The sequence below is a fragment of the Flavobacterium hydatis genome (assembly GCF_000737695.1).
GTDB classification, from domain to species: domain Bacteria; phylum Bacteroidota; class Bacteroidia; order Flavobacteriales; family Flavobacteriaceae; genus Flavobacterium; species Flavobacterium hydatis.
The window spans coordinates 130,937-144,317 of the sequence record NZ_JPRM01000010.1; the positions used below are offsets into that span (position 1 = coordinate 130,937).

Genomic DNA, 13,381 nt, shown 5'->3' on the forward strand with positions numbered 1-13,381 from the left:
TATGATAATTATTAATGAAGAAGAAACAGGATTAGGAAAGCCCAAGTTTTTAAAAAAAATCAGGCTTAGAAATGTCAGTTTAAAAAACGCCATTAAAGTAACCAAGTTTGCAGCTCCTATTGCAGCAGGATTTATCCCAGTAGGTGGCGGTGTAGCTTCCAAGTTTTTAAGTTCTAAGGGCGGTAAACTTGTGAGCAGAATAGCAAAATCCAAAGCGGTCAGAAAAGGGATATCCCTTTCCAAAACTCCACTAGGAAGAAAAGTAGTAAGTGCCGTGCAGAATCAATCACGACCACAAATAGAAGCGGTGAGCACCATTACCCCTGCAACCTTTGCAGCGACCTCAGATTTAGCAAACCCACAAAATGAAAGCAGCACTTACAACGAATCGGTTGAGAGTGTAACCAGTGATAGTCAGCCAGTAGGAGAACTAATGCCAGTAAGACCTGCAACTACAGCAAAAGGAGCAATCGCAGAACCAACAATGCAAATGTCAACAGCAGTAGAAAAACCAAAGAACAATACCCTATTGTATGTTTTGGGTGCAGTAGTTCTGGGCGGTGGGATTTATCTAGCCACGAAAAAAAGTAAATAATTAAAATCAATCACAAATGAATAAAGAAGTAGTAGTCATTGGAGGAGGAATTGTTGGCGGTATGCTATCAAATGGAGCGAGTACATTATTACCTCAGTCAGAAAGCCCAATTATGAACATTGTTCTTGCAGCTGCATCAGCCTTTGGAGCAACTAAAGTAAGTGGTACAAGTACAAAAGACAATTTGCTTAGAGGGGCATTAATGGGAAGTACAGTCATTCAAGCCTTAATCGCAGTGAAGAAAGTGTCAGAAAAAAGCCTGGGTTCAAAATTTACAGGAACAGGAAAAGGAGCGATGTTCGCCAAAGGAGCATTTGGTTTAGCCTGTCCATGTGATGAAAACGGTTTAAACGGTCAGTTTATGGGTGGCGACGGTCATGTCTATGAATACGACGAGCAAGGTTTAAGCGGAACGTTCATTGATGAAGCAGGAAATGTTTTTCATCAGGAAGACGGATTAAGCGGAGCGTTTGACGAAGTGTACACCGACGAAGAAGGATTACACGGAGCAGAAGCCGACGTGTACGGAGAAGAAGAACACGGATTAAACGGTGCAGAGGAAGATGCATTGTACCAAGAACTTTACCAATAAACATTAAAAAATAAAAGTAAAGCCGTCAAAGGCTTTGCTTGAATCATCAATCATCAATCAAAAAACAATTACAATGAGCAGAAAATCAGAATTAGCGTCAGCGGTAGCGACAATTAAGGCTAAAAGAAATGGAGCAGTTCCAAGAGTAGGTCAGGTAGAATTAACAGACAAAACCTTGTATTTGAATGTTGCCATCAAAGGGCAAGCGGGTACTGTAGGGATTGTTGATGTAAATACCAAACGTGAAGTAGGTATTACCAATATTGACGGGAATAAACTTAATGCAGGTCGTGATTACATCATAGACAGTATTAGAGTGCTCAGAGGTTCAAATGCGAGTGCTAACCTTAAAAATGAAACTTGGGATAGCACCAACATCAACTCAAACAAATTGTTTGATGCTGCTTTCTTAAATGCAGAATTCAGAATCAAACAAGATGGTAATTCTTTAATCGATATGCCGATAACGGATTTACTTGGAGATACAACGAACTTTTTCAGATGCATTTCTACATCACCTTTAATTCGTTCGAATTTGGAATTTGAAATCGAAATCGAATACCCGAAAGGTGTTTCTGTTTCAGCAGCTGCGGATTCAAACGTTCGTTTTGAATTCAGAGTACATCAAGCAAAACGATAATTGAAATAAAGAGGTTTATTTAATCATATCAAAAGCCGTAAACGTAAGTAGTTACGGCTTTTTTTTAATCCTATAGAAATGGCAGTAAAAGAAAAAGTAATCAATTTAACAATGCTAAAGGGGGAAAGTGAAGTTTCGTATAGTACAGCCCTTGAGGTAGGTTTCGTCCTTGGAGCAGAACTCCACACCAATCACACCGATATCGACAATTTTGCACAATATGGTATTTATGATGATAGTGGTGTTTCCTTTTCCAAACCCACTCATATCGACCATTGGAAACGCAGAGAAGGGGCAGGATTTGACGACAGCTACAAACCGTTATTCTTTAATACCGAATCCAAAACATTCGGCTTCAAAGCAAAAACAAACCAGCCAGTAGCAAAAGACACCTATTTTCATTTGATACTGATCTATAAAATTAACCCTGAGAGTTGCACCTAATATAAAATCAAATGATAAAAGACATTATATCGATAAATACGGGAGTAGTTTTTTTGAAGTTTAAACAAGATAACGAACTTACAATTGATGATGTAACGACCTTGCAAGTTGTCAATAGCGGGTTTGTGACTGTCTTTGTCAATGATTTTGAATTAGCCAGTAAGGAACGATTGACTATAGTTCCTCCCGATGGTACAACATCAAAAGTAGAATTAACTATTCGCTTTGCAAGAGTCGATACCTCGCCATCAATCGAGTATTCCCGCGAGAGAACAATAACAAGTGATTTTTCAATGTTCACTTGGAACAAAAAAGAAATAGACATTATTTACAAAAAATACATCCGATGCAAGCATTAGACAACCTGATAGATAAATTAAATACCGATTCGTATTCGGCAGTTTCTATTTTTAATTTGGATACTAATTCTTTTCTGTTTCGCAATAAATCTCATGCTGAAATCATTGCGGAGTATGGAAGTGCAGAAGAGTTTTTCGAATCCTTGTTTGCAAAAGGATGTAGCCGTTTAACACTTACTCTGAAGCGTAAAAATGGAAGCTCGTATAAAATCGATGGAGAATCTTTTGATGTGAACTTTTCTAAGATGGAGCAGAGCCAGAACCAAAACCCACAAACTCCAGTAGAGGTTATCAAAACCCCACAAGTAGATTTGTTCTCTAATTCTTTCGGATTAGGCACACTCGATATTATGAATCTGATGGTAGCCAAAAACGATGCTTCAAGACTTTTTACCGAAGTAGAAACACTAAAGGCAGAAAACAAAGAGTACAAAAAGAAATATGAGGATATTAGAGAAGAACAATTAGCATCCAAGTATGACACCAACAAAAGTAAAGGTACACAAGAAATGCTTTTAGGAGCGATACAGCAATTACCAACACTTATTGGTTTTGTAAAAGGGACAGCACCAGTTGCAGGACTTGCAGCACCGATGGAACTATATTCTAGTGAGGTCAAGCAACACTTTGCAACGGCTTTGCAAAGCATTGATGATACTGTTGTGGGTGTATTGGAAAGCATTGCCAATGGACTTAATACCAATGTTGAATTTTCAAATGAATTAGCACAATTATTAAAAAAACACCAATTATGGGAAGCATAAAAAATAGTGTTACAATAGACATAAAAACAATCAATCCTTTTGAGATAAAGGCAAAAACAAGAGCACTTACAGAATTAGGACAACTCGACACCGATGTACTTGACAAACTGGCGGAGTTATCCAAAAGCCCCAAAGCCATCACGCAGCTTAAAACCAATTTTCCCATGATAAAAGGTTTTTTGTCTAATTAAAAACCACAGTACATGAAAAAGAGAGGATTGTCGAATCCTGCTGCTTTGGCAACTGTTTTATCAAGCCCGCAAGGACAAAAAGCAATGGCACAATCACAAGAAAACGCAAAAATGGGAATGAGTGCAGGAATCACGCTTTTTAAGTTTTTACTCGTTGGCTCTTTAGTAGCAGTTATCTATTACAAGGTACTTAAAGGATTTTCCAGAATCAAGGAAGATGTACGATACAAACCTAGTAATATCAATGTAACACAAGCCAAAGCAAGAGCCGAAGCCATTTACACCGCTTTATTAGGCTTAGGAGCAAATTATAAAACTGTGGAGAACAATTTAACAGGACTAAATCACAACGGGTTTATTCGGGTCTACAATGAATTTGGAGAACGTCGAAGCGCCACCTTAGTAAAAATGAATTTAGTAGAATGGTTACAGGACCAGTTTAAGGAAGATGATATTGCCAAATTACGATTTTTAATAAAAGGATTTTTCTAATGATGACAACAAAGAAAAAAGTAATTGTAATAACTGCATCGGTGGTGATTTTAGGGTTAGGCATGTACTTCTTAACCAAAACCAATAAGAATGGAAAATCTGTTTTAGGAGGGAATAAAAAGTATGTCGATGAAGGCGATATTAATTTAGTTCCTGCTTTTTCTGCCAGTCAAAAAGTAGCTCTGTTATATGATGCGATGAACCGTTATAGCGGGACGGATGAAACACAGATTTTTGAAACCTTAACAGGAGTTTCTCAGGCACAATTTGGACTAATCAGTAAAACCTTTGGACTTAAAAATTACAATCGTGTGCTGGGTTACAATGCCGTAGGCGGAAGCAAATTACCACTTAAAACATGGCTCAGGGAAGAATTAAACGATGCCGATTATAATTTGCTAAGAAAGAAATTCCCAATGTATTTATAAAATCAAAAGTAGATTTTTTTGCGTGCCTGGAAAAACTGCAGCTGCGGATCTATTCGAAAAAAATCTACAATTAAAAAAAGGAAAGCATGAAAGTGAAAAATGAAGATAAAGTATTAATAGGCGTTGGAGTGGTCGGAATCGGAATTGTAGGCTACTTGTATTGGAAAAAAAAGAAGAATGAAAAAGAGCAGGAATTTTTAACCGATATTCCAGAGCCACCGCCAGTAATTTTAAATAACTCTCCAAATACTATCCCGAGTACTGGGGCAGTTTTAAATAAAAATAAAATATTGGGCAGAGGAATCAAAGGTGTTGAAGTTAGAGAACTACAACGATTGTTAGGTGTTACTATCGATGGGAATTTTGGAGCAAATACCCTAAAAGCGTTGCAAGGTAAAAAAGGAGTTTCTAAAATCAGTCTGAATGCCTATTTGAAAATGCCTACAAAAACTACATCGATAGAAACCCCTACGGCACTCGTTACACCAAGAAAAGGACAAAAAGTAATGGCAAATGCAAACGCTGTAAGTCTATTTAATGCTAAGAAGACGGCAAGCGGTACGTATTTCAATGATGGTACAAAGCCTTTTATGGGTGGTAGCTTTGATTACGGAGAGCATTTGGGGTTTTTTGTTGGTTCTAAAGTAGGAGGGCAATATTTAATCAATCGCAACGACGTGTATTATTTCGTAAACGCCAACGCTGTAAAAGGATATTAAAATGGGAACAACCGAAAAATTGATTATCGGAGCAATAGCGCTCACAGGATTATTTTATTTCCTGACACAACCAAAAGTAACCCCTAGAAAAGTGATTTTATAATGAGTTTTATTTTAGATAACAGCAGCATTTTCTTAAATGCATTTGTACGATACGGGGTAAACACCCCGCTTAGAATAGCCCACTTTTTAGCGCAGGTATCGCATGAATCGGGCAATTTCACCCGAATGGTCGAAAACCTGAATTACACCCCACAAGGGCTATTGTCTACCAGTCCGTTTAATAGCCGACTGACGCTAGCCGAAGCAAAGAAGTACGGACGAACCACTGAGCACAAAGCCAATCAACAAATGATAGCCAATATCGGTTATGCAAATAAAAATGGTAACGGTAGCATTGCCAGTGGTGACGGATGGAAATATAGAGGGCGTGGTTTTATACAATTAACAGGTAGAGGAACATACGAAGATTACAAAAAATACTCGGGTCATGATGTGGTGAATAATCCCGATTTGCTTTTACAAACAGCGATTGCTGTGGATTGTGCCGTTTGGTTTTTTGCTGTATACAAGAAATTAAATCCTTTAGCTGATGCTAATTTAATCACGAAGATTACTCAGAAAGTAAACGGAAAAACCAACGGACTCGCTGACAGAATTGCAAAGTTTAACTTTTATAAAGCGCAAAACATCAGTTTGGAGTTATTAAAAAAAAAAGCGAAACCCCTACCTAATTTTACTAGCATCACTAGTTACGCTTGGAATTGGCTTTCACCTTATAACCAAAAAAAACTAATATGAAAAATACAATCATTAGCCCAATCTTAAATGAACTTAAATACTATCAGGATTATTTTTTATTTCTAATAGTAGTACTGGCAGGCGTTTTTATGAAAATCTACTTAGCGATTCAAAAGGGAAAGAAACCAAGGCTTAGTTGGTTCTTGGCAGAAGCAGTCATAAGCTTTTTTGTTGCCTTCTCCGTTTACGCTGTTTGCGACCAATACCTAAGCATCAACAAGATGTTTACCTATGTGATTTGCGCTTGGGGTGGTTCACTCTCCACCTTAATACATAGCGAAGTAGAAGCATTAATAAGCAGTTTTTTCGATGGATTAAAAGCCATGATAAAGCTAAAAATAAAAAAATCATGAGTACAAGTACTAGCCCAGAGAACCCAATAAAGCTATTCTTAAAAGTAGTTTTATTTATAGCGTTTTATTTCGCTCTTTGCATTGCTTTACACGGTTGTAAAGCCAAACCAACGGAAAACAAACACGAAGTTGAAACAGTTATAGCCAGTAAAAAAGACAGCATTAAAACAACTGTTATCAGTGGCGCAATAAACGACACTTTAAAAATACAACTACCAAAGGTCCAAACGGCAAAACCTGAATGTGACAGCATTACTAAAGTAGAAATACTGCGGGTATTGCAACTACTGGATAGTCGTAAAAAATCAGGAGATAACGAAACAGGGATTTATTACGATAGTTTACGGAATCAAATTATAGCGTGGCAAAAAATAGCACAAACAAAAAACGTAAATATAGCTACAAACAAAGAGTATATCCACATTAAAGGGGACAAACAAATTAAATACATTTCCGTAAAATACATTCCTCTTTGGGTCAAAATACTGGCTTCAATAGGCGTAATGACTTTGCTGTTTATAGTCTATCGTATTTCGAGAATTTTTATTTAAAAAATCAAACAAATGAGTGTTAAAAAAATAGTTATTGGAGCAGGAATACTAGCCATTGCAGGATATTTCTATTTAGAACAACGAGTGAAAAAGATAATCGAACAATTTGAGTTTGTCAGGATATATCCAGTAGCTTTTAAGAAATTAGATGCGAAGTGGAACGATGCAAAGCCTTTTGTTACTTTTAATTTAGATCTGAAATTGGTTAATCCGACCGCTCAGAATTTCAGTGCACAGCTTACAGCGGTAACTCTAAAGCGAATTTTGTTTTATGACAAAAAGAATATGCTCTTAGGAACGGCAAATGTAAATGTAAAAGCGATTAACATTGCTGCTAATTCCAGTATGATAATTCCGAATGTACCCGTTCAGTTGGATCTACAAACTGCCATAACTAACGTACTTGGGGCTTTAAATGTCAGTAGCTTTAATAGTAGCGATATTCGAATTGAGGTTATTGTAAGCATCTTGGGTACGGAACATAAAATTTCTTAAAATGACATTAGCACAAGAATTTAATAGTCTTAATGGACTTATCGTTTCAAGAAAAACGCTTGAAGATTTGGTTATGAGAGCCGAAAAGGAAAAGCATACGGTTGTTTCCAAACGTGTTATAAAAGTGTTGCAAGCTTTTGCTGATGATACTTTTTTAATTGAAATCAATAATCTGGTCGAGCCTTTCGGTTTAAATGGTGTAGATGCAGAAATGCTATTGCCTACGCTCGAGTATATCTCTGAGGATCATAACGACGGATTAAATGCGGTTTCTCCTGATGAGATTTACAATTACATCACGGATTTGATTATAAATACCATTAAAAAAGTAGGTCATTTACCGTGGCAAAAAGAATGGACAGGTTCAGGGGCTAGTAATTCGGTTATGAATTATGTATCTAAAAAAGAGTACACAGGTGCAAACTTCATTTTGAATTTCGATATTAAGTTTGATGAAAAACTACAACCGTATTTAGTTCCTGCAGATTTTATACAGCCTTATTATTTAACTTTTAATCAAATTGAAGAAGCCAAAGCAAAGCTTAAAAAAGGAAGTAAAGCAAGGCGGGTAATTTATTATACCTTAATTCATGATTACCATAGCGAACAGTTAAAATTCAAAACCAACGATAATAAAAAGTTTGCGGATTTTGTAAAAAAGAATGGACTGACAAAGGAGGATTTAAAAAAGAACCTAACCAAGTTTCCTGTTTTAAAATACTACAATGTGTTTCGAGCGGATGATTGTGAGGGATTAAAGTTTCCTGCTGCCAAAGAAAGGAAAACAACAAATCCTATTGATTCAGCTCAAGCAATTATCGACGGATTTAAGAACCCACCTAAATATACCAATATTGGAGATAGAGCCTATTACCGTCCAAGTACAGACGAATTGAATATGCCGACTATTGAAGCTTTTACCAGTGAAGCTTTTTATTATTCTACATTCTTTCATGAAGCAGTACACAGCACAGGAGCGGAGCATCGACTAAGTAGAGATATGACAGGAACGAGAAGCGGTGGTGGGAGCGGAAATTATGCCTTTGAGGAATTGATTGCAGAACTCGGAGCGGTATTTCTTTGTAGCGAATCAGGAATATTATTCCATACCAAGGAAAACTCTGCTAAGTATTTAAAGAGTTGGAACAATCATTTAATAGATGAACTTAATGACGATAATCGTTTTTTCTTAAAAGCATCGGCACAGGCTCAAAAGGCAAGCAATCATATTTTAGGGCGTGAAGTTGCAAACGCTGAAACCACAGAAAAGACATCAGAAAAAGCAGTAGAGAAAAACATTATAGTCCCAAGCCCGAAAGTAGCACCTATTAAAAAGACAATTGCGAAACCTATTGTAAAAAGAAAGACAAAACAAAAAATCAAACAACCTGATTTGTTCGGTGGACTCAGTGGAGCAGTTAAAAAGAGCAAACAACATGTTATCGAAGAAATTATTGTAAAACCAATCAAAGAAAAGGCAATCGTTGCAAAGCCCATTGCAAAGGAAAATGTAAACCGTAATTCTCTAGCTTATAAAATGGCAAACAAGCCTACTAAGGTAGATTTTTATAAAATTGAGAGCAAAGACATTGCTGAGTTTTTAGGAGAAATTGAACACAAAGAAAAAGAAAGTATTGTTATCTCTCTTACTGGTGGTCAGGGTTCAATGAAAACTAGAATGTGTTTCCAGTTTATGAATGCCTTAGCGCAAAATTACAAAGTCGGTCATGCCAGTATCGAAGAGCATCCCGAGAGTAGTTTGTACTACAACAAAGCCGAAGAATATTTAAATGCAAAGGCATTGCAAAACATCGAAGTTCCTGAAATTAAAAGTGTTTCTGATTTGGATAAACTCATACGAAACAATGACATTGTCATAATCGATAGTTTCTCTAAAATGCAGGAAATGCACAAAGGCTTTGAAGTGGATAAGGATTTAAGAAAGAAGTACGACGGAAAATTATTCATTGTTATTTTCCAACAAACCACAGACGGCAAAATGCGTGGCGGTAGTAAAAGCCAGTTTGATGCTGACGTAGTTCTCTTTACGGAGAAGAAAGCGGATTACCGAGAAAATTACATCTGGGCGGATAAGAACCGTTACCAAAACAAACCGCTCGATACTTTGAAATTTAATATTTTCAATAAAAAGTTGGAGCGGGGCGAACCCGAAGTAGTGACAGAACCACTAAGAATTAAAAAATTATCGTTCACCGTAAATTAATAGAAAAGTAGATTTTATAGAAAACCGGCAACACATTTCTCCAGGGAATTTTGACTTAAAAATCTACAATTAATAATCATCAATCAAAAAAAACAATCAATCATGGCAGTAAAGAAAAAAACAACCGTAAAAGGGTTAAAAAAAGTATGTAGCAGAGTAGTGAAAGCAACAGGGCTTAAATCTGATGGAACATTAAAAAAGGGATTTAAATACGTAAAAGGCGGTAAAATCGTAAAAGTGAAAGCTGCGACAGCAAAAGCTAAACCAGTTAAAAAGAAAGTGCCTCAAAAGAAAGCGGTAAAAAAGACTTCAAAATCTAAAAGATAAAAAATAATGAGTGCAGCAAATCCCGTAGTAGATTCAAAAAGTTTAAAATTTATAAAAGATAAAAACGGTAATGTGTTGTTGATGAAACTAGACAACACCTTAATCGCTTCTTTTAATCCTGCTCAGAATCTTTTGAGAGTTTCTGAAACTCCAAACAAATTTAAAATTCAATCGAATGCTGCATTTGGTGAAAATTCTTTGATATTAGATTACTCGCAGGTTAAATGTAATCAATGCGTTCCTATGATTGAAGCTGTAAATTTTAATGACTTTTTAGTTGAATTGTCAAATAAATTTTTCTTTTGGAAAGGTACTGGCGATAGTGGTTCAGATATTCCTAGTAATGCTAAATGTTCATCTTATGGACTTGTTAGACCCACATTTGTTTATACTAAAAGTTTAATTACTAAAAATTCAAAATTTATACGTTTAAAGAATGTTGATAGTGAACGTTGGGGACTTAAAATTCAATACGGAGGTTATTTAGAGGGCTCTTTAGAACCGTACTTTAAACCTTATTTTGGAGGAAATGATTTGATGCCTGATACTGAAATCGGATTACAGGTAGAGTCTTTAATTTCTTTGGATGATTTGTTTATTAGGCTCTATATTAATGCCCGTCGTATTGATTTTGATGTGTATTTTATTGTCAATCCTGATAGTAATACTTTTACACTTTTAAATGCTGATCCTATGTATTTTGTTTCTACTGCAGATTATCAATATGATGCTATTAGCGATACTTTGACTATTCAGTCTTTAAAGCGTACTGGAGATCCTCTTAGTTTCTATGTTCGTTGGAAAAATGTTCCAGAATTAGAGGCGATGCCAGTTTAAAAAAAAAAACGGTTTGGAATATAAGAAATACTATTAGTTTTGTTGTCTTTTAGAGAAAACGAATTAACAAATCATATGGGAAAAAAAACTCACTTTACCATTATAATTTTACTGATATTAACATTGTCAGCAATTATATTGTTATTGTATTAAATTTAATTCATAAAAAAACCCATTGTAGTTATCTTTGCAATGGGTTTAAAAAATTATAACATTATGAGTTCAAATGTATTAACCAAAGATATAATTTTTAGTCATAACTACAGCTCAAAATATTGATTTAATTTTTTAGGGATTACTGCCCTACAAAAAAAGTTTTTGCAAAGCCTTTGCAAGAACTTTTTTTTTATCTGTTATGACAACGATAAAGGCTAGGAAACTGGACGTGATACCATTATAGTTAAATTCCCTAAAATCACATCTTTGCAATTACCAAAAAAACGAAGCTATTATAGGATATGATCTTACCGATTATTTTCAAGAATATACTGCCGAACACTTCCAAAAAATCATTGATTTAGCTTTAAAGAGCAAAAGTGATGTTGCTGATTTACAAGAGAACAAAGAAGAATACGCACAATTTGTAGATTTATTTCGATTCCTGGACAAACTGCAGCTGCGGATCTGTTAAAAAAAAGTCTACTTTTTATTTTATATGTTTTGAATAATCATCAGGAAGTACGGCATCAATATCACGCAAATATTTTTCTAATGCACTCATTGTTGTATGTCCGGTGATAAGCATTAATTTACTTTTTGCTTCGTTTGGCGTACTATTTTTAACCAATTCTTTATATAGCTTGGTTATAAAAGTATGCCTGAAACTATAAAGCCCATAATCTTTACTTAGTTTCAAACTGTCCTTTACTTTTTTAAATCTATCACCGAAATAACCACGTTTATCTGTTTCGTTAGTCGTCCAGTCAAAACCTATTCCTTTAGGAGTAAATAAAAAGCTTTCATCGTCAAACTTGTCTAATTCTGGTAATTCATTCAGTAGAATTTCAGGAATAATTTTGGTTTTTACAGGTTTATTCTTTGCTCGAACATAAATAAGTCTATCTTTTATATTAATGTCTTTTATTCTTAATCTAACAACTTCAATTGGGCGTAAGTGGTTAAGTGAAACAAATTGAATAAATAAAAGTAAAAGAGTGTCATTCTTTAGTAGATATTCTAGTATGTCTTTCTCTTGTTCGGTGCTAAATGTTTTGTTTCTCTCTGGAGTAGATTTTAAAACATTGATTTTTTTTATGAAATTATCTGTAATTATATCATTGTCTTCAAGAGTTTGAAAGAACATAGATAGATTTGCCCTTGTGTTATTTCTGTTTTTTGGGCTTGTTGCTGTTAAAACATCATTTAAGAAACCAATTGCAGTTTTTTTGTTTACACTTGTAATGTATCTATTTTCGTAGCCATTTGCCAAAAGCCACTTTTCAAATGATTTTATTCTAACTCTGAAATCACGGTAACTATTTTCTTTTAAAGAGTTTTTCTTTAGTTCGAGTGCAAAAGTAATAGCATCAGGAATACTATATTTCTTTAAATCATCTACAGAAATAGAATCATCATAAGGATTATAGCCATTCTCGAGAATGGTTTCTATTGCTTTAGCGAGAATTTTTATTGCTTCTCGACGTTCTTTGATGGTTTTGAATTGATTTACTCCTGAATAAATGGGGGTTTGTCTTTCTAATTTATTTGTTTCAGGATTTCGAAAGGAATAATAAACGTACCAGCGCTTTGATAAGTCGCCTTTAGCATCATAGATGCTAGGGGAGGAATATAGTTTTTTATAGCTCAAATCGTATGCGTTAGCGTATTCTTTAGTTAAGAGGTGTCTAATTTTGGACATAAAAAAAGCGGTTTTAAATTTCTTTAAAACCGCATAAAATCTATATTTTTAACCTTTTTAGTTTGGTAGCGAGACCGAGATTTGAACTCGGGACCTCAGGGTTATGAATCCTGCGCTCTAACCAACTGAGCTATCTCGCCATATTTGCAGTAAGAGTATGTCCCTCATTGCGGGTGCAAATATAGAAATAAATTTAGAGTTAGCAAGCATAAATGAAAGAAAAAAAAATATTTTTAAAAAACTCTTTTTTTCAGAGATATATTCTTATATTTCCAAAAAATTAAATCTGGCACATGGATCTAAAAGTACGTTACGAAATCGAGTTTCCTATAAATTCATCTCCGCAGTTATTGTATCAGTATATATCTACACCATCAGGATTGTCTGAATGGTTTGCTGATAATGTAAATTCACGTGGGGAGTTTTTTACATTCATCTGGAATGATTCTCAGGAAAAAGCACGTTTAGCATCCAAAAAAACGGGCGAAAAAGTTAAGTTTAAATGGGTTGACGAAAGCAGCAAAGACACCGAGTATTTTTTCGAGCTGCATATTCTCGTAGACGAAATAACGAAAGATGTTTCGCTTATGGTAGTCGATTTTGCCGAAAAAGATGAGCTTGGAGAAGCAAAACAATTATGGGAAAATCAAATATCAGACCTAAAACATCTTATCGGATCAGTTTAGTAAAAGTCTATTTTATAACTTATAT

19 protein-coding genes and 1 tRNA gene are annotated in these 13,381 nt (G+C 35.1%); 18 read left to right on the top strand and 2 right to left on the bottom strand.

Features of this window, described 5'->3' with window-relative positions; all coding sequences use genetic code 11:
* Position 1 precedes the first annotated feature (1 nt).
* From IW20_RS08275 to IW20_RS08355, 17 genes are all read left to right on the top strand, one after another.
* Positions 2-595 (top strand): hypothetical protein, encoded by a 594-nt coding sequence (locus IW20_RS08275; protein ID WP_035620779.1) that lies wholly within the window; start codon positions 2-4, stop codon positions 593-595.
* 16 nt (positions 596-611) lie between these two features.
* Complete coding sequence (locus tag IW20_RS08280; RefSeq protein WP_035620781.1) at positions 612-1,187, top strand: hypothetical protein; 576 nt, start codon at positions 612-614, stop codon at positions 1,185-1,187.
* Between the two features lie 73 nt (positions 1,188-1,260).
* Positions 1,261-1,827: a hypothetical protein gene (locus tag IW20_RS08285; RefSeq protein ID WP_035620783.1), complete on the top strand. Its 567-nt coding sequence runs from the start codon at positions 1,261-1,263 to the stop codon at positions 1,825-1,827.
* Positions 1,828-1,905: 78 nt separating this feature from the next.
* Positions 1,906-2,271: a hypothetical protein gene (locus IW20_RS08290; protein WP_035620784.1), complete on the top strand. Its 366-nt coding sequence runs from the start codon at positions 1,906-1,908 to the stop codon at positions 2,269-2,271.
* 11 nt (positions 2,272-2,282) lie between these two features.
* Positions 2,283-2,630, top strand: a complete 348-nt coding sequence (locus IW20_RS08295) for a hypothetical protein (RefSeq protein ID WP_035620785.1) — start codon at positions 2,283-2,285, stop codon at positions 2,628-2,630.
* Positions 2,618-3,394: a hypothetical protein gene (locus IW20_RS08300; RefSeq protein WP_035620787.1), complete on the top strand. Its 777-nt coding sequence runs from the start codon at positions 2,618-2,620 to the stop codon at positions 3,392-3,394. The genes IW20_RS08295 and IW20_RS08300 overlap by 13 nt, the downstream gene beginning before the upstream one ends.
* Positions 3,382-3,585 carry a hypothetical protein gene (locus IW20_RS08305; protein WP_035620788.1) on the top strand — a complete coding sequence of 68 codons (204 nt, stop codon included), beginning with the start codon at positions 3,382-3,384 and terminating at the stop codon, positions 3,583-3,585. Before IW20_RS08300 ends, IW20_RS08305 begins: the two co-directional genes overlap by 13 nt.
* Before the next feature lie 12 nt (positions 3,586-3,597).
* Positions 3,598-4,077: a hypothetical protein gene (locus IW20_RS08310; protein WP_035620789.1), complete on the top strand. Its 480-nt coding sequence runs from the start codon at positions 3,598-3,600 to the stop codon at positions 4,075-4,077.
* Complete coding sequence (locus tag IW20_RS08315; protein ID WP_123869425.1) at positions 4,077-4,505, top strand: hypothetical protein; 429 nt, start codon at positions 4,077-4,079, stop codon at positions 4,503-4,505. Before IW20_RS08310 ends, IW20_RS08315 begins: the two co-directional genes overlap by 1 nt.
* 86 nt (positions 4,506-4,591) lie before the next feature.
* A complete protein-coding gene (locus IW20_RS08320) occupies positions 4,592-5,224 on the top strand; it encodes a peptidoglycan-binding domain-containing protein (RefSeq protein WP_035620791.1) in 633 nt (210 codons plus the stop codon).
* Between the two features lie 102 nt (positions 5,225-5,326).
* A complete protein-coding gene (locus IW20_RS08325; RefSeq protein ID WP_051885650.1) occupies positions 5,327-6,025 on the top strand; it encodes a glycoside hydrolase family 19 protein in 699 nt (232 codons plus the stop codon).
* Positions 6,022-6,378 (top strand): hypothetical protein, encoded by a 357-nt coding sequence (locus tag IW20_RS08330; RefSeq protein ID WP_035620792.1) that lies wholly within the window; start codon positions 6,022-6,024, stop codon positions 6,376-6,378. The genes IW20_RS08325 and IW20_RS08330 overlap by 4 nt, the downstream gene beginning before the upstream one ends.
* Positions 6,375-6,929, top strand: coding sequence for a hypothetical protein (locus IW20_RS08335; RefSeq protein ID WP_035620793.1), 555 nt, complete (start codon positions 6,375-6,377; stop codon positions 6,927-6,929). Before IW20_RS08330 ends, IW20_RS08335 begins: the two co-directional genes overlap by 4 nt.
* A gap of 12 nt (positions 6,930-6,941) precedes the next feature.
* On the top strand, positions 6,942-7,424 hold the full coding sequence (locus IW20_RS08340; protein WP_035620794.1) for a hypothetical protein: 483 nt from the start codon (positions 6,942-6,944) through the stop codon (positions 7,422-7,424).
* A gap of 1 nt (position 7,425) precedes the next feature.
* On the top strand, positions 7,426-9,648 hold the full coding sequence (locus IW20_RS08345) for a zincin-like metallopeptidase domain-containing protein (protein WP_035620795.1): 2,223 nt from the start codon (positions 7,426-7,428) through the stop codon (positions 9,646-9,648).
* Positions 9,649-9,750: 102 nt separating this feature from the next.
* Positions 9,751-9,975 carry a hypothetical protein gene (locus IW20_RS08350; RefSeq protein WP_035620796.1) on the top strand — a complete coding sequence of 75 codons (225 nt, stop codon included), beginning with the start codon at positions 9,751-9,753 and terminating at the stop codon, positions 9,973-9,975.
* A 6-nt stretch (positions 9,976-9,981) separates the two neighbouring features.
* Complete coding sequence (locus IW20_RS08355; protein ID WP_035620798.1) at positions 9,982-10,812, top strand: hypothetical protein; 831 nt, start codon at positions 9,982-9,984, stop codon at positions 10,810-10,812.
* 646 nt (positions 10,813-11,458) lie between these two features.
* Here the strand turns inward: IW20_RS08355 and IW20_RS08360 are convergent.
* Entirely contained in the window at positions 11,459-12,670 is a 1,212-nt protein-coding gene (locus tag IW20_RS08360) for a tyrosine-type recombinase/integrase (protein ID WP_035620799.1), read from the bottom strand.
* Between the two features lie 63 nt (positions 12,671-12,733).
* Positions 12,734-12,810: transfer RNA gene (locus tag IW20_RS08365), tRNA-Met, on the bottom strand.
* 153 nt (positions 12,811-12,963) lie between these two features.
* Here IW20_RS08365 and IW20_RS08370 point away from each other — a divergent pair.
* Positions 12,964-13,356, top strand: a complete 393-nt coding sequence (locus IW20_RS08370) for an START-like domain-containing protein (RefSeq protein WP_035620801.1) — start codon at positions 12,964-12,966, stop codon at positions 13,354-13,356.
* Positions 13,357-13,381: the final 25 nt, after the last annotated feature.